The organism is Streptomyces sp. NPDC041796, assembly GCF_055590785.1.
Genome location: NZ_JBVJAH010000003.1, coordinates 513,847 through 537,398 on the forward strand (window position 1 = coordinate 513,847; position 23,552 = coordinate 537,398).

General features: G+C 71.4%; 20 protein-coding genes. 14 read left to right on the forward strand and 6 right to left on the reverse strand.

The genetic code is table 11. The annotated features are described in order from the left end of the window. Positions 1–4: 4 nt before the first annotated feature. The 9 genes from ACZ6C1_RS08485 to ACZ6C1_RS08525 all read left to right on the forward strand — a co-directional run bounded on the left by ACZ6C1_RS08485 (position 5) and on the right by ACZ6C1_RS08525 (position 9,831). Complete coding sequence (locus tag ACZ6C1_RS08485; protein WP_469238992.1) at positions 5–985, forward strand: MCE family protein; 981 nt, start codon at positions 5–7, stop codon at positions 983–985. Positions 986–1,044: 59 nt separating this feature from the next. Next, positions 1,045–2,181, forward strand: a complete 1,137-nt coding sequence (locus tag ACZ6C1_RS08490) for an MCE family protein (RefSeq protein WP_469239104.1) — start codon at positions 1,045–1,047, stop codon at positions 2,179–2,181. Further along, positions 2,178–3,497 (forward strand): MCE family protein, encoded by a 1,320-nt coding sequence (locus tag ACZ6C1_RS08495; protein WP_469238994.1) that lies wholly within the window; start codon positions 2,178–2,180, stop codon positions 3,495–3,497. The genes ACZ6C1_RS08490 and ACZ6C1_RS08495 overlap by 4 nt, the downstream gene beginning before the upstream one ends. Beyond that, positions 3,494–4,780, forward strand: coding sequence for an MCE family protein (locus ACZ6C1_RS08500; protein ID WP_469238996.1), 1,287 nt, complete (start codon positions 3,494–3,496; stop codon positions 4,778–4,780). Before ACZ6C1_RS08495 ends, ACZ6C1_RS08500 begins: the two co-directional genes overlap by 4 nt. Further along, the gene (locus tag ACZ6C1_RS08505) at positions 4,777–5,307 is read left to right on the forward strand and encodes a hypothetical protein (RefSeq protein WP_469238997.1); all 531 of its coding nucleotides are present in this window, start codon (positions 4,777–4,779) and stop codon (positions 5,305–5,307) included. The genes ACZ6C1_RS08500 and ACZ6C1_RS08505 overlap by 4 nt, the downstream gene beginning before the upstream one ends. A 13-nt stretch (positions 5,308–5,320) precedes the next feature. Next, entirely contained in the window at positions 5,321–6,256 is a 936-nt protein-coding gene (locus tag ACZ6C1_RS08510; RefSeq protein ID WP_469238999.1) for a hypothetical protein, read from the forward strand. A 171-nt stretch (positions 6,257–6,427) separates the two neighbouring features. After that, on the forward strand, positions 6,428–7,267 hold the full coding sequence (locus tag ACZ6C1_RS08515) for a TIM barrel protein (protein WP_469239001.1): 840 nt from the start codon (positions 6,428–6,430) through the stop codon (positions 7,265–7,267). Positions 7,268–7,301: 34 nt separating this feature from the next. After that, a complete protein-coding gene (locus tag ACZ6C1_RS08520) occupies positions 7,302–8,192 on the forward strand; it encodes a 2-hydroxy-3-oxopropionate reductase (RefSeq protein WP_469239003.1) in 891 nt (296 codons plus the stop codon). Positions 8,193–8,373: 181 nt separating this feature from the next. After that, positions 8,374–9,831 carry a catalase gene (locus tag ACZ6C1_RS08525; protein ID WP_469239004.1) on the forward strand — a complete coding sequence of 486 codons (1,458 nt, stop codon included), beginning with the start codon at positions 8,374–8,376 and terminating at the stop codon, positions 9,829–9,831. 522 nt (positions 9,832–10,353) lie between these two features. Here the strand turns inward: ACZ6C1_RS08525 and ACZ6C1_RS08530 are convergent. Both ACZ6C1_RS08530 and ACZ6C1_RS08535 read right to left on the reverse strand, forming a co-directional pair. Further along, a complete protein-coding gene (locus ACZ6C1_RS08530; RefSeq protein ID WP_469239006.1) occupies positions 10,354–10,704 on the reverse strand; it encodes an SH3 domain-containing protein in 351 nt (116 codons plus the stop codon). 481 nt (positions 10,705–11,185) lie between these two features. Beyond that, positions 11,186–11,362, reverse strand: a complete 177-nt coding sequence (locus ACZ6C1_RS08535; protein WP_469239008.1) for a hypothetical protein — start codon at positions 11,360–11,362, stop codon at positions 11,186–11,188. A gap of 120 nt (positions 11,363–11,482) precedes the next feature. On the opposite strand from ACZ6C1_RS08535, the gene ACZ6C1_RS08540 reads away from it, so the two are divergent. Then, entirely contained in the window at positions 11,483–12,406 is a 924-nt protein-coding gene (locus ACZ6C1_RS08540) for a peptidoglycan recognition protein family protein (protein WP_469239010.1), read from the forward strand. Between the two features lie 66 nt (positions 12,407–12,472). On the opposite strand, the gene gcl is transcribed toward ACZ6C1_RS08540, so the two are convergent. Further along, positions 12,473–14,257: a glyoxylate carboligase gene (gcl, locus tag ACZ6C1_RS08545; RefSeq protein WP_469239012.1), complete on the reverse strand. Its 1,785-nt coding sequence runs from the start codon at positions 14,255–14,257 to the stop codon at positions 12,473–12,475. 174 nt (positions 14,258–14,431) lie between these two features. Here gcl and ACZ6C1_RS08550 point away from each other — a divergent pair, with 174 nt between their 5' ends. Further along, positions 14,432–15,247 (forward strand): hypothetical protein, encoded by an 816-nt coding sequence (locus ACZ6C1_RS08550; RefSeq protein WP_469239013.1) that lies wholly within the window; start codon positions 14,432–14,434, stop codon positions 15,245–15,247. A gap of 322 nt (positions 15,248–15,569) precedes the next feature. Here the strand turns inward: ACZ6C1_RS08550 and ACZ6C1_RS08555 are convergent, their stop codons facing one another. Together ACZ6C1_RS08555 and ACZ6C1_RS08560 are read right to left on the reverse strand one after the other, a co-directional pair. Continuing rightward, complete coding sequence (locus ACZ6C1_RS08555) at positions 15,570–17,174, reverse strand: AMP-binding protein (protein WP_469239015.1); 1,605 nt, start codon at positions 17,172–17,174, stop codon at positions 15,570–15,572. Then, a complete protein-coding gene (locus ACZ6C1_RS08560; RefSeq protein ID WP_469239017.1) occupies positions 17,171–18,847 on the reverse strand; it encodes an AMP-binding protein in 1,677 nt (558 codons plus the stop codon). The genes ACZ6C1_RS08555 and ACZ6C1_RS08560 overlap by 4 nt, the downstream gene beginning before the upstream one ends. 91 nt (positions 18,848–18,938) lie before the next feature. Here ACZ6C1_RS08560 and ACZ6C1_RS08565 point away from each other — a divergent pair, with 91 nt between their 5' ends. After that, a complete protein-coding gene (locus ACZ6C1_RS08565) occupies positions 18,939–19,760 on the forward strand; it encodes a helix-turn-helix transcriptional regulator (protein ID WP_469239019.1) in 822 nt (273 codons plus the stop codon). Positions 19,761–19,839: 79 nt separating this feature from the next. Further along, on the forward strand, positions 19,840–20,487 hold the full coding sequence (locus ACZ6C1_RS08570; protein ID WP_469239021.1) for a LysE family translocator: 648 nt from the start codon (positions 19,840–19,842) through the stop codon (positions 20,485–20,487). Positions 20,488–20,628: 141 nt separating this feature from the next. Here the strand turns inward: ACZ6C1_RS08570 and ACZ6C1_RS08575 are convergent, their stop codons facing one another. Then, positions 20,629–21,729 carry a winged helix DNA-binding domain-containing protein gene (locus tag ACZ6C1_RS08575; RefSeq protein ID WP_469239023.1) on the reverse strand — a complete coding sequence of 367 codons (1,101 nt, stop codon included), beginning with the start codon at positions 21,727–21,729 and terminating at the stop codon, positions 20,629–20,631. A gap of 113 nt (positions 21,730–21,842) precedes the next feature. Between ACZ6C1_RS08575 and ACZ6C1_RS08580 the strand changes: the two genes are divergently transcribed. Then, entirely contained in the window at positions 21,843–22,961 is a 1,119-nt protein-coding gene (locus tag ACZ6C1_RS08580) for a magnesium and cobalt transport protein CorA (protein WP_469239025.1), read from the forward strand. Positions 22,962–23,552: the final 591 nt, after the last annotated feature.

Sequence of the window (23,552 nt, forward strand, 5' to 3'; positions counted from 1 at the left end):
CCGCATGATCCCGTTCCGTGACCGGAACCCGGTCACCATCGGCGCGGTCGGTCTGACCGCGCTCGCACTGCTGACCGCCGCCGCGTTCAACGCCGACAGCCTGCCGCTGATCGGCGACGGCGACACGTACAGCGCGGCCTTCTCCGAGGCGGGCGGGCTCAAACCCGGCGACGAGGTGCGCATCGCCGGGGTGAAGGTCGGCAAGGTCGACGAGGTGGACCTGGACGGCGACCACGTCAAGGTGGTGTTCCGGGTGAAGGGCGACCCCGCGTTCGGTACGAGGACGGGGGCGGCGATCCGCATCAAGACGATCCTGGGCGCCAAGTACCTGGCGCTGGAGCCCAAGGGGCCGGGGCAGCTGGCACCGGGCAGTGAGATACCGCTGAACCGGACGACACCCGCGTACGACGTCGTGACGGCCTTCAGCGACCTGACCACCACGACCGAGCAGGTTGATACCGAGCAGCTGGCGACGGCCCTGGACACCATCTCGACGACGTTCGAGGACTCCCCCGCCGAGGTGCGGGCCTCCATCCAGGGCCTGTCGAGGATCTCCCGTACGGTCGCCTCCCGCGACCAGGCGCTGCGGGAACTCCTTGCCCACGCCAGGGGGGTCAGCGGGGTGCTCGCCGAGCGGTCGGGCGAGTTCCAGGCGCTGGTCAAGGACGGCGACAAGCTGTTCACCGAGATCGCGAACCGGCGGGCGGCGATCCACGCGCTGCTCAAGAGCTCGGCGGCGCTGGGGATTCAGCTGTCCGGCCTGGTCAAGGACAACAACAAGGAGATCGGCCCCGCGCTCAAGGGCCTGAACCAGGTGGTGGCGATGCTCGAACGCAACCAGGCGAGCCTCGACCGCTCGATCAAGCTGATGGCCCCGTACGTCCGGGTCTTCACCAACACCCTCGGCAACGGCCGCTGGTTCGACAGCTACATCCAGAACATGGTCGCCGCCCCGGTGGTCCCGCGCACGGGAGGTACGTCATGAAGGCCGGGAAGGCCGTGAAGGCCATGGACGCCGGGAAGGCCGTCAAGGCCGTGAAGGCCATGAACGTCGGGAAGGCACGTCGGCTGATCGCCACCGCCGTCGCCCTCGCGGTCGTCGCCACGGGCGCCGTGGTGCTGTGGCCCGAGTCGGAGCCCGTCCGCGTCACCGCGTACTTCCCGCGTACGGTCGGCATTTACCCGGGCTCCGACGTGCGGGTGCTGGGCGTGCGGATCGGTGAGGTCACGGAGATCACCCCGCAGGGGAAGCGGGTCCGGGTGACGCTGGAGTACGACTCCGGCCGCGACGTCCCGGCGGACGCCAAGGCGGCCATCATCAACTCGTCGGTCGTCAGCGACCGTTACCTCCAGCTCCTGCCGGTGTACAAGGGTGGCGCGCGGCTGCGCGACGGCGACGTCATCCCGGAGGAGAGGACGGCCGTGCCGGTCGAACTGGACCGGGTCTTCGACAGCCTGCACACCACCTCGGAGGCGCTCGGCCCGCGCGGCGCGAACAAGGACGGTTCGCTGTCCCGGCTGCTGGGCGTGAGCGCGGACAACCTCGAAGGGCAGGGGGAGAACCTGCACCGGACGGTGGAGGACCTGTCCCTGGCGGTGACGACGCTGTCCGACGGGCGGCAGGACCTGTTCGGGACGGTCCGCAATCTCCAGGTGTTCACGGCGGCGCTGGCCGCCGACGACAAAAGCGTCCGGGGGTTCAACGACAGCCTCGCGACGGTGGCCGCTCAGCTCGCGGCCGAGCGGAAGGACCTGGCGGCGGCGCTGCGGCACCTGGGCGTGGCCCTGGCGGACGTGTCCGAGTTCGTACGCGCCAACAAGAAGTCGCTGTCGTCGAACGTGGCGGGACTCGCCAAGGTCACCAAGGTGCTGGTGACGCAGCGCGCCGCGCTGGCGGAAGTACTGGAGGTGGCACCGACTGGCCTGTCGAACCTGCAGAACGCCTACAACCCGTCGGCCGGGACGCTCGACACCCGCAACAACCCCGACCAGCCGCAGGACCCGGCCTCGTTGCTGTGCTCCCTCCTCAGTACGACGGGCGAGGCGAGGGCGGCGGACTGCGAGGAGCTGAGGAGGCTGTTCGCCTCGCTTCCCCCGCTCGGGTCACCACCGACGGCCCCGGCCGCCGGGACCGGACCGGTCGACCGGACGCTGGGCGGAATCCTGGAGGAGGACGCATGAGGACCCTCCGTGTGAGCGCCGTGGTGTGGTCGGCGGCCGGTTCCCTGCTGCTGACGGGCTGCTCGGGCAGCGGCTTCGACGGGCTGTACGACGTGGGCCTGCCGGGCGGCGCGGCCGCCGGCGGCGACGCCTACCAGGTGACCGTCGAGTTCCGGGACGTCCTGGACCTGGTGCCGCAGTCGGCGGTGAAGGTGAACAACGTGACCGTCGGCGCGGTCGAGAAGGTCGAGCTGGACGGCTGGCACGCGCGGGTGCGGCTGCGCATCGACGACTCGGTGAAGCTACCGGGCAACGCGGTCGCCGAGCTGCGGCAGACCAGCATGCTCGGGGAGAAGTACGTGGCACTGTCGGCCCCCGTGGACGCGGCGCCGGCCGGGCGGCTGAAGGACGGGGCGCGGATCCCGCTGTCCCGCAGCGGCCGCAACCCGGAGATCGAGGAGGTGCTGTCCGCACTGTCCGCGCTGCTCAACGGCGGCGGGGTCGCCCAGCTCAAGACCATCACCACGGAACTCAACAAAGCCCTGGAGGGGCGGGAGAACCGGGTCAAGGCGCTGCTGGGCGAGCTGGACACCTTCATCGGCGGGCTCGACTCGCAGCGTACGGAGATCGTCCGTGCCCTGAACGGCATCGACCGGCTCTCCAGGCGGCTGGCGGCGGAGAAGAAGACGATCACGTCCGCCCTCGACACCGTACCGCCGGCGCTGAAGGTGCTGGCGGACCAGCGGCGGAAGCTGACGGCGATGCTCACGTCCCTGTCGGCGCTGAGCACGACCGGTACGAAGGTGATCAACGCGTCGCGTGCCGACGTGGTCGCCAATCTGCGTGCCCTGCGGCCGGTACTGGAGCAGCTCAACAAGGCGGGCGACGATCTGCCGAACGCCCTGGAGCTGCTGACGACGTATCCGTTCCCGCGCAACGCCGTGGACGCCATCAAGGGCGACTACGTCAACCTCAGGATCACCGCCGATCTGGACCTGGCGAGCATCTACGGCAACCTCCGCGACGAACCGGCGAAGCCCGGGGCCCCGGCGGTCCCCGGTCTGCCGGAAACGCCGGGGCTGCCCAGGACCCCGGACCTTCCCGTGCCGGAGGTGCCCGGAGTGCCTAAGGCCCCGGACGTCCCGGACGCCCCGGACGTTCCGCGGCCGGCTCCGCCGACGACGGCTCCGTCCCGGCCATCGGACGACGGCGATCCGCTCTGCCCGCCGGTGTGCACGGTGGCGCACCCGGCCGCGTCCGCCGGGGACCGGGACGGTTTCCCGCCCGGCACCGACCCCTCCCTCGCGGAGCTGATGCTGAAGGGGATGCTGCTGTGATCACCCGTACGGTCAAGGCCCAGCTCGTCGCCTTCGCCACCGTGACCGCCGTGGGCGTGTCGTACGTCGGCGCCGAGTACACAGGGCTGGTCGACGCGCTGTTCGACCGGGGCTACACGGTGAAGGCCGACTTCGCCGACTCCGGGGGCGTCTTCCAGGGCGCGGAGGTCACCTACCGCGGGGTCCCGGTGGGCCGGGTCGGCGAACTGCGGCTGACGGACCGCGACGGGGTGACGGTGACCCTGGACATCGAGGACGGGACGCGCATCCCGGCGGACACGCTGGCGGTGGTGGCGAACCGGTCGGCGGTCGGAGAGCAGTACGTCGACCTCCAGCCGCGCGGCTCGGGCGGCCCCTTTCTGGGGGACGGCTCCACCATCGCCCGCCGCGACACCCGGCTGCCGCTGCCCGCGACGGAGCTGGTCGTCGGCCTGGACCGGCTGGTGAACTCCGTCGGCAAGGACGACCTCCGGATCACGGTGGACGAGCTGGGCAAGGCCTTCTCCGGCACGGGGCCGGAGCTGACCAGGCTGGTGGACTCGGGGAACCTGCTCGTCGAGTCGGCGTCGGACTCGCTCCCGCAGACCGTGTCGCTGATCGAGGACTCGCGGACGGTCCTCAAGACGCAGGCCGACAAGGGCTCGGCGATCACGTCCTTCTCGCGGGACCTGGCGGCGCTCACCGCCGAGCTGAAGTCGAGCGACGGCGACATCCGGCGGCTGATCGGCGCCGGGGCGCCCGCCGCCCAGGAGGTGACCTCGCTCCTGACGTCGACCCGGCCCCACCTGCCGGTCCTGCTCGGCAATCTGATCAGCGGCGGCCAGATCACGGTGGCCCGGCTGCCCGGCGTGGAGCAGGCCCTGGTCACCTTCCCCGTGGTGGTGGCGGGCAGCTACACCGTCATCCCCGGCGACGGCACCACTCACTTCGGGCTGGTCGCCGGCCAGGACGACCCCCCGCCGTGCCGGCAGGGGTACGGGACACAGCGCCGCGACCCGGCCGACACCGCCGACCGGCCGGCCAACACCGGCGCGCGCTGCACGGCCCCGCGCGGCGCCGCCACCTCCGTGCGCGGCGCCCAGAACGCCCCCGGCCCCTCGGGGAGCTCCCGTGGTACGGACCGGAGCGCCGGCCCGGCCGCCTACATCACCCCGTACGACCCGGAGACCGGCACGGCGGCCGGGCCGGACGGAGCGCCCGTCGAGATCGGCTCGACGGGCGGCGAACAGAGTGTGTTCGGAAAGGACTCGTGGCAATGGCTGCTCGTCGGACCGATGGCATGACAGGCGGGCCGTTCTCCCGCGCGGCACGGCGCCTGAGCAAGGCCGCCCGGCGCGGCAGGGCGCTGCCCGGGGCGCTGGCGGTGGCGACCGTGGTGGTGACCGCCCTGTCCGGGTGGCTGAGCCTGCGGGTGTACGAGCAGCGCGCGGACGAGCAGCGGCGCCAGGACATCCTGGCCGCGGCCCGGCAGTCGGCGCTCAACTTCACCTCGCTCGACCACCGGCACTACGCGCGGGACAGCGCGAACGTGCTGAAGGGCGCCACCGGGAACTTCAAGGAACAGTTCGCGGCGCAGACGGCCGAGCTGACGAAGCTGGTGGCCGCGAACAAGTCGGTGTCGGAGGGCCAGGTGCTGGAGGCGGGCATCACGCGCGCCGACGAGCGCACCGCCCGCGTCCTGGTGGTCGCCGACAGCAGGGTCACCAACACCGCCGCCCCGCAGGGGCAGACGCGTACGTACCGGCTCCAGCTCGACCTCGTGCACGAGGGCGGGCGCTGGCTGACGTCCGACGTCGAGTTCGTCGGCTGAAAGGACACACGTGATGGCGAACAGCAGCCTTCGGGGCCGGGGCGGCGCGGGTTCTCCCGCCCGCCGCTCCCTGCCCGCGGCCGCCCGGGCGGCGGCCAAGCGGGCCGAACGCGCCGAGCACTCCGGGAGCTCCGAGCACTCCGGGAGCGCCGTGGTGGGCGTCGTGGCGGGCCGCACCCTCCGCCCGGAGGACCCCCCGCCCGGTGCGGGGGCACCGGAGCCCGACTGGGAGGCCCCGGACTGGGAGGGGCGGGACCGGGCGGACGTACGGGACGATCCGCGCGTGGACGATCCGGGCGGTGACGCGGACGCTCCGGCAGCGGCGGACCGGGCGGACGCCGATCGGGCCGCCGACGTGGACGATCCGGCAACGGACAAGCGCGCCGCCGACGATCCGGCCGCCGACGTGGACGGGGAGGCGTCCGCCCGCGCCGGTGCCCCCGGGCGGCGGCGTGGCGTGGTGTGCGCCGTGCTGGCGCTGATGGTCGTCCTGGGGCTGGTCGCGGCGGCCGTGCTGGCGCTGGAACACCGGGACGGGCGCGCCACCGAGCGGGCTCGGGCCGCGGCGGCCGAGGCCGCGCGGAGGGCGGCGCCCGTCGTCCTGTCGTACGACCACCGGCATCTGGACCGGGACTTCGCGGCGGCCCGGGCGCATCTCACCGGCTCGTTCCGGGACGAGTACCGCAGGACGACCACGAGCGTGGTGGGGCCGACCGCCCGGAAGTACCGGGGCGTGGTCCGGGCGACGGTGGTGGCACCACCGGGCGGTGGTGACCCGGCCGTGTCGGTCGTGTCGGCGTCGCCGGACCGGGCGGTCGTGCTGCTCTTCGTCAACCAGGTCACCACGAGCACCCAGGTCTCGGGGCCCCGCGTCGACCTCAACCGGGTGCGGATGACCCTCGCGCGCACCTCCGGGGGATGGAAGGTGAGCGCCGTCGACGCGTTGTAGCAGGTTGTGGCGGTGTACAAGCCGTCGAGGCGCCTTTCGGGCCATCGCCCGGAAGGCGCCTTTTTTGTCGGCCGTTTTGCGGGGCGCTCTTGACAGTCCTCCCCCCCTCCAGGCAATCTTCCATTAAGCAGAAACGAACTTCCGCAATACGGAAGGAGCGCCGAACCCCTCATGGGATACACGGACCAGCGCTTCAATGTGAACCTGTCGATCCTCTTCACCGAGCTCCCGCTCCTGGAGCGTCCCGCGGCCGCCGCCGCGGCGGGCTTCACCGCGGTCGAGCTCTGGTGGCCCTGGATCGAGACGCCGACGCCCGACCAGAGCGAGCTCGACGCCCTCAAGAAGGCTCTGGACGACGCCGGCACCCAGCTGGTCGGCCTGAACTTCTACGCCGGGCAGCTGCCCGGTCCGGACCGCGGCGCACTGTCCGTCCCCGGTGAGGAGTCGGACCGCTTCCGCGCCAACATCGACGTGGCCGCGGACTTCGCCGCCTCCGTCGGCTGCAAGGCGCTCAACGCCCTGTACGGCAACCGTGTCGACGGCGTCGACCCGGCCGCCCAGGACGAGCTCGCCCTGGAGAACCTGATCCTGGCGGCCCGCGCGGCCGACCAGATCGGCGCGATCCTGCTGATCGAGGCGCTGAACAAGCCGGAGTCGCCGCGCTACCCGCTGGTGAGCGCCCCGGCCGCGATCGAGGTCGTCGACAAGGTCAACGCGGCCACGGGTCTTGGCAACGCCAAGTTCCTGCTGGACCTCTACCACCTGTCGATGAACGGCGAGGACCTGCCCGAGGTCATCGAGAAGTACACCGCCAAGACCGGTCACGTCCAGATCGCCGACAACCCGGGCCGTGGCGCGCCGGGCACCGGCGACCTCGACCTCGCCGGGCTGCTCGACCGCCTGAAGAAGGCCGGTTACGAGGGCTGGGTCGGCCTCGAGTACAAGGCCGGCGACCGCCCGAGCGCGGAGAGCTTCGAGTGGCTTCCGCGGCCGCAGCGCGCGGCCAACTGACTTCACGTACAACAGCTTTGAGAGAGGTACCCTCATGAGCACGCTCCCCAAGATCGCGTGGATCGGTCTCGGCATCATGGGCTCGCCCATGTCCGAGAACCTCCTGAAGGCCGGCTACTCGGTCACCGGCTACACGCTGGAGCAGGACAAGCTGGACCGGCTGGCGAAGGCCGGCGGCACGGCCGCGAAGTCGATCGCCGAGGCGGTCGCCGACGCGGACGTGGTCATCACCATGGTCCCCGCGTCCCCGCAGGTCGAGGCCATCGCGTACGGCCCCGAGGGCATCCTCGAGAACGCCAAGCAGGGCGCCCTGCTGATCGACATGTCCTCGATCACCCCGCAGACCTCGGTCGACCTGGCGAAGAACGCCGCCGGGAAGGGCATCCGGGTGCTCGACGCCCCGGTGTCCGGTGGTGAGGCCGGTGCCATCGAGGCCGTCCTGTCGATCATGGTCGGCGGCGAGCAGGCCGACTTCGACGCGGCGCTGCCGATCCTCGAAGCGCTGGGCAAGACCATCGTCCTGTGCGGCCCGCACGGCTCCGGCCAGACGGTGAAGGCCGCCAACCAGCTGATCGTCGCGGTCAACATCCAGGCGTGCGCCGAGGCCGTGGTCTTCCTGGAGAAGTCCGGCGTGGACCTCAAGGCCGCCCTGGACGTCCTCAACGGCGGTCTGGCCGGCTCGACCGTCCTGACCCGCAAGAAGGACAACTTCCTGAACCGGGACTTCGCCCCCGGCTTCCGGATCGACCTGCACCACAAGGACATGGGCATCGTGACCGACGCCGCCCGCAACGTCGGCGCGGCCCTCCCGGTCGGCGCCGTGGTCGCCCAGCTCGTCGCCTCCCTGCGCGCGCAGGGTGACGGCGGCCTGGACCACTCCGCGCTGCTGCGCGCCGTCGAGCGCCTGTCGGGCTCGCAGGTCTGAGCCTTCCGGCTCCCCCAGATCTCCGGGCGGTGTCGTCGCTGACACCTGTCCTGTCGCGCCCAGGCGACGGCGCCGCCCGGAACACCACAGCTTCACTTTCAACAAACTGTTGACGTGAGCTCGAGGGCGTACTTACGCTCCTCGCACCGCCAGCAGCTCCCGTACGTATCGGAAGGTCACGATGTCGAAGCGCGTGCTTACGACCGAGTCCGGCGCCCCCGTCGCCGACAACCAGAACTCCGCCACCGCCGGCGTCGGTGGCCCGCTCCTCCTCCAGGACCAGCACCTGCTGGAGAAGCTCGCCCGCTTCAACCGTGAGCGCATCCCGGAGCGTGTCGTGCACGCCCGCGGCTCCGGTGCGTACGGCTACTTCGTGGTCACCGACGACGTCACCGCCTACACCAAGGCGGACTTCCTGGGCGAGGTCGGCAAGCGCACGGAGCTGTTCCTCCGCTTCTCCACCGTCGCCGACTCCCTCGGCGGCGCCGACGCGGTGCGCGACCCGCGCGGCTTCGCGGTGAAGTTCTACACCGAGGAGGGCAACTACGACCTCGTCGGCAACAACACCCCGGTGTTCTTCATCAAGGACCCGATCAAGTTCCCCGACTTCATCCACTCGCAGAAGCGTGACCCGTTCACGGGCAAGCAGGAGCCGGACAACGTCTGGGACTTCTGGGCGCACGCCCCCGAGGCGACGCACCAGATCACCTGGCTGATGGGCGACCGCGGCATACCGGCCTCGTACCGCCACATGAACGGCTACGGCTCGCACACCTACCAGTGGACGAACGCCCAGGGCGAGGCCTTCTTCGTCAAGTACCACTTCAAGACGAACCAGGGCATCCGCTGCCTGTCGTCCGACCAGGCCGCCGAGGTGGTCGGCAAGGACGCCAACTCGCACCAGACGGACCTGCTCCAGGCCATCGAGCGCGGTGTGAACCCCTCGTGGACCCTGTACGTGCAGATCATGCCGGCGGCCGAGGCGGCGGAGTACCGCTTCAACCCGTTCGACCTCACCAAGGTGTGGCCGCACGCCGACTACCCGCTGCAGCGCGTGGGCCGCATGGTCCTCGACCGCAACCCGGACAACGTCTTCGCCGAGGTCGAGCAGGCCGCGTTCTCGCCGAACAACTTCGTTCCCGGCATCGGCCCGTCCCCGGACAAGATGCTCCAGGGCCGCCTCTTCGCCTACGCGGACGCCCACCGCTACCGCCTCGGCGTCAACCACACCCAGCTGCCGGTGAACGCCCCCAAGGCGACCGTCGCCGACAACTACGGCCGCGACGGCCTCATGGCCACCCGCAACGGCTCGCGCCACGACAAGAACTACGAGCCCAACTCGTACTCCGGCCCGGCCCAGACCGACGCCGCCCTGTCCGCCCCGCTGGCCGTCGCCGGGTACACCGGCACGCACGCGGCCCCGGCCCACGTCAAGGACGACGACTTCTTCCAGGCGGGCGAGCTGTACCGCCTGATGTCGGAGGAGGAGAAGTCCCGCCTCGTGGCGAACATCGCCGGCGGCCTGTCCCAGGTCTCCCGCGAGGACGTCATCGAGAAGAACCTCGCCCACTTCCACGCCGCCGACCCGGACTACGGCAAGCGCGTCGAGGAAGCGGTCCGCGCGCTCCGCGAGGACTGAGCACCAGACCGCGTACGGCTACCGACGGGAGGTCGGCAGCCGTACGCAGTCCGCACCGCGGGCCCGGATGAGGGGTGGCCAGCGGTACGGACAGCGTGAGGACCGCGGCGGCGAGCGTGCCAGTGCGGTGGTAAGGAGCCCCGGCCCCCTTCTTGACCTGAAGGAAGGCCCGGCCGGAACTCCGTCGCCGCCGCCGCGGTCCCAACGCCCCCACCTCCCCCTTCGACCCCCGTCCGGCGGCGCGAACGTCCTGTCGCGCCAGCCTCGCACCGTCGGACGGCTACAACGTCACATCAACAGAAAAGCCGGAGCGCGGAGTTGGGGTTTACGGTCCCCCAACTCCGCGCTCTTCCTTGTAGCTCTGACCTGCAGTGTTCGCCTGCCCTCGACGAGCCCGCTGAACGCTGCGGGAACCCAGGGGGCCGGTGCGCACCGCGGGCCCGGGGAGAGTTCTCGCCCGGGCCCGGCTTTACAAGAGGTCACACACCGGCCCCTGCGGGGCCTGGCCGTTCAGCTGTGTCGTCAGCTCGTCTGCATGGGCACAGCAAGGTACTTGTCGGCGATCCAGCCGGTCTCGCCCTTGTGCGCACCACCGGTGACCTTCAGAAAGGCCCACGCGCCGCCCTTGGCGGTACAGGTGACGCGCACCGTGGTGTAGTAACTCACCGTGCCCTTTGCCGTGTAGCCGGTCCCCGGGCCCGTGCGGAAGTTCACCGTGGTGTCCGTCCGGGAGTCGTAGTCAGCGACATTCTTCGTGCAGGCGCTGGAGCCCACCGCGGATGCGGCCGGCGCCAGCGCCAGGGTGCCACCGGCCACCACAGCGCCGGCGGCGGCGATGGCGGCGAGTCGGGCGGCGATCCTGTGCTTCGTCAATTGGTTCCCCGTAAGTCTCTCGTGAGCTACGACCCACACCACAGCGGTGTCAGAGCCATGGCTTCCAGATGATCAGGTCACGTCGAGACTACGGCAGGGCGGTGCCGGGCCAAGATCAACCCCCTCGTTGCCCGACCGCCGACGTTCCAAGGCCGGGAATCTCGACTCGCGAGGAACCGGGGGCCGGAGCAGGGGTGCCTCGATTGTCAGTGGTGCCCCCTACCGTGGACCACGTCCTTACCCGCGCTGCTGGCTGCCGCGTGCTGCGGACCGCCCGGCCCCACCCGGAACAGCGCCCGGGCGGGGCCGTTCGCGCTGCCGAAGGCGCTGGTGTCGGTGAGGGGTGTCGTACCGGCTCCGCATGGGCGACCCGTCGGAGGCGGCCGCGGCTGACGCGCCATCACCCCGGCGCACGAGGAACACCGCCGGGGGCGAGGTCTTCGGGCCCGTCCGACCGGGTCGAGAACGCCGTCCCGGCCGCTCATCCCGGAGCGGATCGCTCCGAGGACGGGTCTATCAGTTTGTCCAGCGCCCTCCTGACCGCCTCGTACGCCGCCGCCGACATCTCGTCCGGTGCTTGCTGCTCCTGTCGGCGTGCCCAGTCCCGGGTGACCCGGATGCGGCGGAGCAGTTCGTCCGCGTCCACAACGTCTGCCATGGGGGCCGGGTACCCCGATTCGGGGATACCGTGCATGGATGTCGGTTACGCAGGGTGGGTAGGACCATCACGGGACGTACACGCTCCGTGTACCTGTCAAGAGCTCCGGAAAGGGGGGCCATGGCGTGGTATCCCGCTGCGACACGCATGGAGTTGCAGCCCGAGTCGGACGCCCAGCCGGCGATCCGGCCCACCCAGTTCATCCTGCACAGCATCGCCGCTCCCTGGACCGCACGGCGGATGTACGAGTACTGGCGTGACTCGTCGAGCCTGGAGAGTCACTTCGGGCTGGGGTACCAGGGCGACCTCGGGCAGTACATCGGCACAGAGACCCGCGCGGACGCCAACTACCAGGCCAACCGCCGCCCCGACGGCACCGGCGCGGTGTCGGTCGAGACGGCGTCCAATCTCCAGCACACCGACCCCTGGACCGACAAGCAGGTCGAGCGGCTGATCCAGCTCGGGGTGTGGCTGCACCAGCGGCACGGCATCCCGCTGCGGATCTGCCGCAGCGCGTCCGACCCCGGCTACGGCTACCACCGGCTGCACGCCGCGTGGTCGAGCGGCGGTACGGCCTGCCCCGGTGACGCCCGGGTGCGGCAGTTCAAGAACGTCGTGTTCCCCGGGATCGTCGCCCGGGCGAACGGCTCGTCACAGGAGGACCCCATGCCGACCGTCATCAATGAGACCCAGGAGGGCGGCCCCGCCCTGGAGGCGGGCAAGTACAAGCAATTGGCCATGGCCAACGACGCCGCGCTGCTCCAGGGCCCGTGCGCCTACTCCGCCACCGCGTACGCCACGGTCAAGGGGCAGGCCGGGACGCGCGTCACCATGCGCTTCCAGGACTACCACCTCACCACCAAGCACCGCTCCCTCGACCTGCCCATGGATGTCGGCACGATCGGCGCCAACGGAGTGCTGAACGTCGCGGTCACCCGTAATGGCCTTCTGGACGCCAACGAGGTGTTACGGGTGGAGATCCTGGCCGACCGGGCCGCCCGCGTCACCTGGCGGGTGCTGCGCGCGCTGCGCTGGTCCGACTGACGGCACCCGAGGACGGGAGAGGCCCCCGTCCCGGGTTTCCGGGGCGGGGGCCGTTCGGGGTCCGGCTCAGACGAGCGGGCGGATCGCCGTGGGGGCGTGGCCCGGCTCGGTGGCGAGCTCCTCGAACTCGGTGACGTTGCTCATGTCGACCGTCTTGCTCATCGCGATGTTGGTGATGCGCTCCAGGATGGCCTCGACGACGACCGGGACCTGGTACTCGGCGGCGAGCTTCTTGGCCTCCTCCAGGGCGGCACCCAGCTCGTTCGGGTCGGTGACCCGGATCGCCTTGACGCCCAGACCCTCGGCGACCTTGACGTGGTCGACGCCGTAGACGCCGAGCTCCGGGGTGTTGATGTTCTCGAACTCCAGGTTGACCTGGAAGTTGATGTCCAGGTTGACCTGCGCCTGACGGATCAGACCGAGGTAGGCGTTGTTCACCAGGACGTGGACGTAGGGGACCTTGTGCTGGGCGGCGACCGCCAGCTCCTCGATCATGAACTGGAAGTCGTAGTCGCCGGAGAGCGCGACGATCGGGGTCTCCGGGTCGGCGACGGCGGCACCGATCGCGGCCGGGATGGTCCAGCCGAGCGGGCCGGCCTGGCCGCAGTTGATCCAGTGGCGCGGCCGGTAGACGTGCAGGAACTGCGCGGCGGCGATCTGGGAGAGGCCGATGGTGGTGACGTAACGCGTCTCCGGGCCGAAGGCCTTGTTCATCTCCTCGTACACGCGCTGCGGCTTGATCGGGATGTTGTCGAAGTGCGTGCGGCGCTGCAGGGTGGCCTTGCGCTCCTGGGCGGAGGCGGCCCAGGCGCCGAAGTCCGGCAGCTTGCCCTCGGCCTTGAGCTCCTTCGCCACCTCGATGAAGAGCTCGAGCGCGACCTTGGCGTCGGAGGCGATGCCGTAGTCCGGGGCGAAGATCTTGCCGATCTGGGTGGGCTCGACGTCGACGTGGACGAACTTCCGGCCCTTGGTGTAGGCGTCCATGTTGTAGCCGGTGTGGCGGTTGGCCCAGCGGTTGCCGATGCCGAGGACGAAGTCCGACTCCAGGAAGGTCGCGTTGCCGTAGCGGTGCGCGGTCTGGACGCCGACCATGCCGGCGCTCAGCGCGTGGTCGTCCGGGATGGTGCCCCAGCCCATGAGGGTGGAGATGACCGGGACGCCGGTGAGCTCGGCGAACTCGACCAGCAGGTCGGAGGCGTCGGCGTTGATGATGCCGCCGCCGGCGACGATCAGCGGACGCTCGGACTCCAGGAGGAACCGGATGGCCTTCTCGGCCTGGGCACGGGTGGCCTGCGGCTTGTAGACCGGCAGCGGCTCGTAGGTCTCCGGGTCGAAGTCGATCTCCGTCTGCTGGACGTCGATCGGCAGGTCGATGAGGACCGGTCCGGGGCGGCCGGAACGCATCAGGTGGAAGGCCTGCTGGAAGACTCCCGGGACCTGCGCGGCCTCCAGGACGGTCGTCGCGGCCTTGGTGACCGGCTTCGCGATCGACGCGATGTCGACGGCCTGGAAGTCCTCCTTGTGGAGCTTCGAGACCGGGGCCTGGCCGGTGATGCAGAGGATCGGGATCGAGTCGGCGATCGCGGAGTACAGGCCGGTGATCATGTCGGTGCCGGCCGGGCCGGAGGTGCCGATGCAGACACCGATGTTGCCGGCTTTGGCGCGGGTGTATCCCTCGGCCATGTGGGAGGCGCCCTCGACGTGGCGGGCGAGGGTGTGGTTGATCCCGCCGCCCTCCTTGAGGGCCTTGTAGAAGGGGTTGATCGCCGCGCCCGGCACACCGAACGCGTTGGTGACGCCTTCGCGCTTGAGGATCTCAACTGCCGCTCGGGCGGCGGTCATACGAGGCATTGGGTGCTCCTGCTTCGGCCGGCGGATTCGGGCTCTGTCGCGCCACCTGAGAGCTTCGATTCCGTAATGCGGAAGTATTGTTCTGCTATACGGAAGCAATCTAGGGTGTGGGAGAGATGCAGTCAAGGGATGGCCGAACTCCCTCCCCAAGTGCTCGCCCTTGGTGGACGATGGATGACGGAACGGAAGGGGTCATACGTGGGAGAGAACGTCCCGGTACGCTGCCCGGCCTGCCGCCGGACCCACGGCTACACGCCGCCCGTCTACCCGTGCCCCTGCGGCACCCCCGTCGTCCCGCCCCTGCTCCGGGGCGCACCCCCGGAACCCATCACCCACCGCACCTGGACCGACGAGTGGGTGACCGTGCGCTGCGCGGCGTGCGGGCGCCAGGACCAGTGGCCGCAGCCCGAGCTGGGCTGCCCGTGCGGCACGGTGCTGCGCGTCCCGGTACGGCCGGTGACCGCCGCACCCCCGCAACCCCCGGCCGGATCCGGCCCGGCGGGGCCGCCGGGCCCGCCGCCCAGCGCGACCGCCTCCACGACCGGGGTCTCGACGGTGCCCGCCCACATACCGCTGCCGCGCACCGCCGCCGTACCGCGCCCGTCCTTCCGGCCGGTGACCATCCGCACCGCGCGCGACGCCGTCACCACCGCCGCGCTCTACCTCCGCTGGCTCGGCTTCCGTGACGTCGTCCAGCCCGAGGAGCGCTCGGGGGCCGGTTCCGGCTTCGGCGTCGACCTGCGCGGCCCCGGCCTGGTCGCCCAGGTGGACCCGACGACCCGGCCCACGTCGCTGCGCGCCGTCGAGTGCCTGTGGCTGACCGGCCTCGCGGCGTCGGCGACGAGCGTGTCGTTCTCCCTGGCGGGTTACGAGGACAAGGCGCGCGCCCGCGCCGACCGGCTGCGGCTGCCGCTGTTCGTCATGGACCTCACCGGCACCCCGCAGCCCCTCAACGGCGCCGCCGACGAACTCGTCGCCCGGGGCGCCTGACCGCACGACGCGCCTGACCGTCCACCCGGGGGCGCCTGACCGCACGGCGCGCCTGACCGCCCGCCCGGGGCACCTGACCGCACGGCCGCACGGCGCGCTGCCGCAGGGGCGCGGGCCGACGGGGGCGGGGCAGCGCCGGGCAGCGCGGGGCGGGCCAGCGCCGCCCCAGGCGGTCGGCGCCCCGGCCGGTCGCCGCCCCGGGCCGTCGGCGTCACCCGGGGCGGCGGAGGTGGCCCGTGGGCCACAGGCGGGCGGGCCCGGTCAGCAGGGGCGTGGCCCTCGGATCCGCCGGGTTCGCGCGGCCTGATCCAGGAGCCGTGCCCTAGCCCGCGTACGTCTCGCGCAGTTCCACCTTCCGCACCTTGCCGCTGACCGTCAGCGGGAAGGCGTCGAGGATCTCGACCCGGCGCGGGATCTTGTAGTGCGCCAGCCGTTCGCGGCAGTACGCGGTGATGTCGTCCAGGGTCGGCGGGTCCGCCGGGTCGCGCGGGATCACGCAGGCCAGGATCTCCTCCCCGTACCGCTCGTCCGGGACACCGACCACCTGCACATCGGCGATCTTGGGGTGGGCGTACAGGAACTCCTCGATCTCGCGCGGGTAGACGTTCTCACCGCCCCTGATGATCATGTCCTTGATGCGGCCGACGATCCGGACGTACCCGTCCTCCCGCATCACCGCGAGGTCGCCGGTGTGCATCCAGCGACCCGCGTCGATCGCCTCGGCGGTCTTCTCCGGCTCGTCCCAGTAGCCGGGCATCACGCTGTATCCGCGAGTGCACAGCTCGCCCGCCTCACCGCGTGGCAGGGTCGCGCCGGTCGCCGGGTCGACGACCTTGACCTCGACGTGCGGCATGACCCGCCCGACCGTGCCGGTGCGGCGCTCCAGGTCGTCGTCGCGGCGCGTCTGCGTGGAGACGGGTGAGGTCTCGGTCATGCCGTAACAGATCGACACCTCCGCCATGTTCATCTCGGCGACCACGCGTTTCATCACCTCGACGGGGCAGGGAGAGCCGGCCATGATCCCGGTCCGCAGGGAGGTGAGGTCGTACGAGGTGAAGTCCGGCAGGTTCAGCTCGGCGATGAACATCGTCGGCACGCCGTACAGGGACGTGCACCGCTCCTGCTGCACGGCCCGCAGGGTGGCGGCGGGCTCGAAGGACGGGGCCGGGACGACCATGGCGGCGCCGTGGGAGGTGGCGGCGAGGTTGCCCATGACCATGCCGAAGCAGTGGTAGAAGGGCACGGGCAGGCAGATCCGGTCCCGCTCGGTGTAGCCGAGCAGCTCTCCCACGAAGTACCCGTTGTTGAGGATGTTGTGGTGGGTGAGGGTGGCGCCCTTGGGGAAACCCGTGGTTCCGGAGGTGTACTGGATGTTGACGGGGTCGTCGCACGACAACTCCGCCTCCCTCGCCGCCAGTTCGCCGTCCGGCACCGTCCCCGCCAGCAGGTCCTCCCACGAGGGGTCGCCGATGTAGTGCACCGCCCGAAGCTGCGGGCAGTCGGCGCGCACCTGCTCCACCAGGGCCCGGTAGTCGCTCGTCCGGTGCGCGAGGGACGCGATCAGCAGCGAGACGCCTGCCTGGCCCAGCACGTACTTCAGCTCGTGCGCCCGGTACGCCGGGTTGATGTTCACCATGATCGCGCCGATCCGGGCGGTGGCGTACTGCGTGAACACCCACTCCGGGCAGTTCACCGCCCAGATCCCCACCCGGTCGCCCTTGCCGACCCCGGCAGCCAGCAACCCGCGCGCGAGCTCCTCCACGACCGCGTCGAACTCCGCGTACGTCCAGCGGCGTCCGGACGGCACGTCGACGAGTGCTTCCCGGCCGGGGTGACGGGCCACCGTCCGTGCCAGGTTCGCCCCGATCGTGTCGCCGAGCAGGGGCGTGCCGCTCGTCCCGTGCGCGTAGGACGGCTCCGGGCTCATGCGAGGTCCCCCTCGGTGTACTCGGCCGCCGAACCCGCCGCCGTACGCTCCCGCAGCTCGACCCGGCGGATCTTGCCCGACACCGTCTTCGGCAGTTCGGCGAACTCGATACGGCGTACCCGCTTGTACGGCGCGAGGACCGCGCGGGAGTGCGCGAACAGCGCCTTCGCCGTCTCCGGGCCCGGTTCCCAGCCGTCGGCGAGGACGACGTACGCCTTGGGCACGGCGAGCCGGACCGGGTCGGGCGCCGGGACGACCGCCGCCTCCGCCACCGCCTCGTGCTCCAGCAGCGCGCTCTCCAGCTCGAAGGGCGAGATCTTGTAGTCGGACGCCTTGAAGACGTCGTCGCTCCGGCCCACGTACGTCACGTATCCGTCGGCGTCCCGCGAGCCGATGTCGCCCGTGCGGTAGTAGCCGTCGGCCATCGCCTCGGCGGTACGCTCCGGGTCGCCGTGGTAGCCGGTCATCACGCCCACGGGGTCGGTGGACAGGTCGACGGCGATCTCCCCCTCCGTCGCGCCCGGCTTCCCCGTCACCGGGTCGAGCAACTCGATGCGGAAGCCGGGACTCGGCCGCCCCATGGAGCCCGCCTTCAGCAACTGCCCGGGACTGTTGGAGACCTGGACGGCCGTCTCGGTCTGTCCGAAGCCGTCCCGGATGGTCACGCCCCATGCGCGCCGAACGGTCTCGATGACCTCGGGGTTCAGCGGCTCACCGGCGGCGAGGGCCTCCCTGGGCGGGGTGCGCAGCGCGGACAGGTCCGCCTGGATGAGCATCCGCCACACGGTCGGCGGGGCGCAGAAGCTGGTGACGCCGTGCCGGTCCATCTCGGCCATGAGGCGGGCGGCGTCGAAGCGCGTGTAGTTGTGGATGAAGACGGTCGCCTCGGCGTTCCAGGGCGCGAAGAGGTTGGACCAGGCGTGCTTGGCCCAGCCGGGCGAGGAGATGTTGAGGTGGACGTCACCCGGCCGGAGCCCGATCCAGTACATCGTCGACAAGTGGCCGACGGGGTACGAGACGTGGCTGTGCTCGACGAGTTTGGGACGGGCGGTGGTGCCGGAGGTGAAGTACAGCATGAGGGGGTCGTCGGCGCGGGTGTCGCCCTGCGGTACGAAGGGCACGCACGCCCCGTAGGCGTCCTCGTAGGCGATCCAGTGCGGGACGCGCGCCCCGACGGCGATCGGGGTGTAGTTCCCCGGCACGCCCTCGAACTTCTCCGTGTCCTCGGCGCGCACGATCACATGCCGTGCCCGGCCGCGCTCGACACGGTCGGCCAGGTCGGCGGGACCGAGCAGGGGCGTCGCGGGGATGACCACGGCCCTCAGCTTCATCGCGGCGAGGGCGGTCTCCCAGAGCTCGACCTGGTTGCCGAGCATGACGACGATCCGGTCCCCGGGCCGCACGCCCAGCCCGCGCAGCCAGTTCGCGACCCGGTCGGAGCGGGTGCGCAGCTCGGCGAAGCTCACACGCGCCTCGGTGCCGTCCTCCTCCACGATGTGCAGCGCGGTCGCCTCATTGCCCTCGGCGATGACGTCGAACCAGTCCAGCGCCCAGTTGAAACGGTCCGGCCGGGGCCAGACGAACCCCTCGTACGCCGCCCGGTAGTCCTCCCGGTGCCGCAGCAGGAAGTCCCGGGCCTCCCGGAACTCCTGTGTCGCGCCGCTGTGCGCCATGCGTCCTCCTCATTGCGGGACCCGTCACCGGCATCGTGTAATCGGTGACCCAGGTCTCACTACCCCCGAACGGGGGTGAAGGAGCGGTGACGTGCCCGAGCGGATGGAAGCTGTGGAGATGCGCGCGGCCCTGCTGCGCCTGCGCCGTGACACCGGGCTGCCCATCGCCTTCGGGGGACTGCTCCACGACGGTCGGCGGATGCGGATCGCCGAGTTGAACGGCGCGTTGTCCACGGCTCTGCGCGGGCTCGCGATCGGCGCGGGCAGCGGGCTCGGCGGGAAGGCCATCGCGCTGGCCCGGCCGTGCGCGGTGACCGACTACGCCTCGGCGCGCCACATCAGCCACGAGTACGACGGGCCGGTGGCGGCGGAGGGGCTGCGGTCGGTGCTGGCCGTGCCGGTGGTCGTGGGGCGGCGGGTACGGGGGGTGCTGTACGGCGGGCTGCGCGAACCGTTGCCGCTCGGGGACCGTGTCCTCGACGCGGCGGTGTCGGCCACGCGGGACGTGGAACAGGCGCTGGTGGCCCGGGAGTCGGGGGCACCGGACCGGACGCGGGCCGAGCCGGTGGCGGGGCACGCCGCGTGGGAGACGGTCCGGGAGGCGCACGGTGAGCTGCGGGCGCTGGCGCCACGGATCGCCGACCCGGGTGTGCGCGCGGAGCTGCTGGCGGTGTGCGGGCGGCTGGCGTCCGCGCGGGGGCCGGAGGGGGCGGCGCGTGCGGCGCTGACCCCCCGGGAGGTGGACGTGCTGGTGGCGGTGGCGTCGGGCGCGACGAACGCGGTGGCGGCACAGCGGCTGGGGCTCCGGCCGGAGACGGTGAAGGGCTACTTGCGGTCGGCGATGCGGAAGCTGGGCGCGCACACGCGGCTGGAGGCGGTGGTGGCGGCCCGGCGGGCGGGCCTGTTGCCGTGACGTGGCGGGCGGGGGTGGGGCCGCGTGTGTGTGTCGGCGGCTCTGTCGCCGTGGCCCGCGCGTGCATAGGGTGGGCGCCATGGTGTCCACCGACCGTGTGCTGGCCTTCGCCGTCATGTCCCTGCTCGTGATCGTGATCCCGGGCCCGAGCGTGCTGTTCGTGATCGGCCGTGCCCTCGCGCACGGCCGGCGCACCGCGATGGCGACGGTGTTCGGCAATGTGCTGGGCTCGTACGTCCTGGTCGTGGCCGTGGCGCTGGGTGTCGGGGCGGTGGTGGAGCGGTCGGCGGCGGTGTTCATGGCGGTGAAGCTGGCGGGCGCGGCGTACCTGGTGTACCTGGGGGTGCAGGCGTTCCGGCACCGCAGGGAGATGAAGGCGGCGCTGCTGGACACGCCTCCGCCCGCCACGTCGCGGGGTGATCTCCGCACCCTGCTGGACGGTGTCGTCGTGGGCGTCACCAACCCGAAGGGCATCGTCTTCTTCGCTGCGGTGCTGCCCCAGTTCGTGGACCACGCGGCCGGCGGGGTGGCGGCGCAGATGCTGCTGCTCGGCCTGGTCCCCATCTGCATCGGCCTGGTCACCGACACCCTGTGGGGCCTGGGCGCGGCTGCTGCCCGGGGCTGGTTCGCCCGCTCGGACCGCCGCCTGTCGATGGTGGGCGGAGCGGGCGGCTTCGCCATGATCGGGCTGGGCGTGACGGTGGCGGCGACGGGCCGCGCGGACTAGGACGCACCGGAGCGCACGCGGACGGGAAGGAACCCAAAGCGCACGCGGGCTGGATGGTTCCGGAGCGCACGCGGACGTACTGGGGCGCACGCGGACGGGAACGTACCGGAGCGCACGCGGACGTACCGGGGCGCACGCGGGCTAGAACGTACCGAAGCGCACGTCGCACGTCCGGTCCGGCGCCATGACCGTCATCGTCCGTTCGGCCTCCTCCGCCACGGCGGCACGCTGCTCGCGGGTGAGCGTCCCGAACGGCTGGACCGTCACCGTGACCCCGCCCGTCGTCTCCTCCGGCCGCCAGATGCCGGCGAGGAAGCCGTCCACGAGGAAGGTGCGGTACGCCTGGTTTCCCTTCCAGGTGCGGTCCTTGTACTCCCTCGGTACGACGCGGGTGCGGTCGGCGTGGGAGAGCAGCAGGTTGTCGAACTCGGGCAGGAAACGCGGTGGTGCCGGGGTGTCCGGGTCGGGGCGGGGCGCGTCGGGCAGGTCGAAGAGCTCGACGCCCTGCTCGTCCTGGAAGGTCAGCAGCCGTGGCCGCAGCCGTTCGAAGGCGTCGCGCAGCCGCGTGAGGCCCGACCAGGTCTGCATGTCCTTGACGGAGGCGGGGCCGAAGGCGCCGAGGTAGCGCAGGACGGTCTCGTCCGGGGTCGCCGGGTCGGCGGACCTCCCCAGCCACGCCTCGGCGGTGGTGAGGGCGACCTGGCCGCTGCGCCCCCACAGGCCTCGCGGGGTGACCTGGACCAGCGGCAGCAGGCACCGGGCGGCGACGGTCAGGGCAAGCGGATCGGCGTCCGGCCACTCCTTGAGCAGCGTCTCGCGGATCTCCTTCGGCGTACGGGGGCGCTCCTCCACCAGGTCGCGGCTGAGGGCCGTGAGCCGCTCCAGGTCGACCCCCACCAGCCCCTTGCGGAACACGCTGACCTCCCGGTCGCGCGCGGCCTGGACGAGCGGCCGCAACGCGAGGACGTCGTCGGCGGTGTGCGTGTGGATGGTGGACCGCATGGTGACGATCCGGGCCACCTCGCGGTCCTCCATCAGGGCGGACAGTTCCTCGGGGCGGAAGTCCGCGAGGCGGGCGGCGAGGGCGTAGTAGGGCGGCTTGGTGTTCTGGGCCTGGAGGCCGACGAGGTGGGCGACGGCGTGTTCCGCCGGCATGGGGGTACGACGCAGCAGGAGCTGCCGTGCCAGGGTGGCGCGGTTGAGGGCGCGGGCGGTGAGCACGGGCTTGTTCCGGGAGACCATGCTCGGCACGCTACGCACCCTTGAGGACAGCCATTGTCCTCAACACGATCCTGGTCCCGCCATGCTCGCGCAAACCGGGACGTATATGGTTCGACCCGGGAGGTGAGACCCGTATGACCCTGCCCTCGAAGAAGCCGAACTGGCGTCGGCGCTCCGCGGCCCCCGCGCCCGTCCGCGTACCCGCCGTCGCCCCCTCCGCGTCCCCCGAACGGGGCAGCGTGGTCCAGGCCTCCCTCTACCGGGACGGGCACAAGGTCTCCTCCCCCGGCACGCTCGCCGAGACGTTCCGCCAACTGCGTGACGAGCCGGACGGCATGGCGTGGATAGGGCTGCACCGCCCGTCGGAGGCGGAACTCCTTTCCCTGGCGGCCGAGTTCGACCTCCATGAGCTCGCCGTCGAGGACGCCATGGAGGCCCACCAGCGACCGAAGCTGGAACGGTACGGCGACACCCTGTTCGTCGTGTTGCGCGCCGCCCGGTACCTCGACGCCCAGGAGGAGGTGGACTTCGGTGAACTGCACGTCTTCCTGGGTCCCGACTTCCTCATCACGGTCCGCCACGGCGCGGCTCCCGACCTCTCCGCCGTACGCCGCCGCATGGAGGAGGCCCCGGAACTGCTGGCCCTGGGTCCGGAGGCGGTGCTGTACGCGATCCTCGACGCCGTCGTCGACGGCTACGCCCCGGTGGTGGCGGGTGTCCAGAACGACATCGACGAGATCGAGACGGAGGTCTTCCGGGGCGACCCGGCGGTGTCCCGCCGCATCTACGAACTCTCCCGCGAGATGGTCGAGTTCCAGCGCGCCACCCGCCCCCTGGTCGGCATGCTCCACAACCTGATGGCCGGCTTCGCCAAATACGGCACGGACGAGGAACTCCAGCGCCACCTGCGGGACGTCGCCGACCACGTCACGCACACCAGCGAACGCGTGGACGGCTTCCGCCAGGCCCTCACCGAGATCCTCACGGTCAACGCGACCCTGGTCACCCAGCAGCAGAACGCGGAGATGCGGGCGCTGGCGGAGGCGGGCTTCGCGCAGAACGAGGAGATCAAGAAGATTTCCAGCTGGGCCGCCATCCTGTTCGCCCCGACCCTGGTCGGCACCATCTACGGCATGAACTTCGACCACATGCCGGAGCTGCACTGGGTGTACGGCTACCCCTTCGCGATCCTGCTGATGGCGGTGGTGTGTTCGAGCCTGTACGTCGTCTTCAAGCGGCGGGACTGGCTGTAGGCAGCGCCAGGACATCGTGCGGCACCCCTGCGGCACCCGTGCTGACCGGCCGCCCGCCTCACCGCCTTCTCCGGCACCTCACCGAAGCCGGGCGGCTCCGTCCGAGCCACCGGACGGCGGTGACCGCGGCGATCGCGGCGAGCGTGAGGCCGAGCGCTCGGGGGGTGAGGAGCGGACGGACGCGCCGACCGGGTGGCCCGGGCGGGGGTGTCGTCGGCTCCGCGGTTGTGGACAGGTCTCGGGCGATGCGTTCCCACATCCACTCGGGGGGCGCGGTCAGCAGGTCGGACGCGTCAACGCTGCGTGCGGTGGTCACCACGCGTCGCGTCCGGGCCAGCTCCTTCCGGCATCGCGCGCATATGGCGATGTGTCGCAGGGCGCCGGCGTCATCGGACGACGTGGTGTTGCCCAGTGCCAGTTCCACCAGGTGTGCCGGCTCGACGTGTGCCACCGTGCCTCCCGTTGTCCGTGGCCCGTCTTTTCCGGGCCCCGTGCCGTGTCGCCGGACGGGCTGCCGCGGCTCCCGGAGGAGCCGCGGCACCGCGGGGGGGGGGGGTTTTTTTGGTGGGTTGCGTTTAACAGCCCCCCATG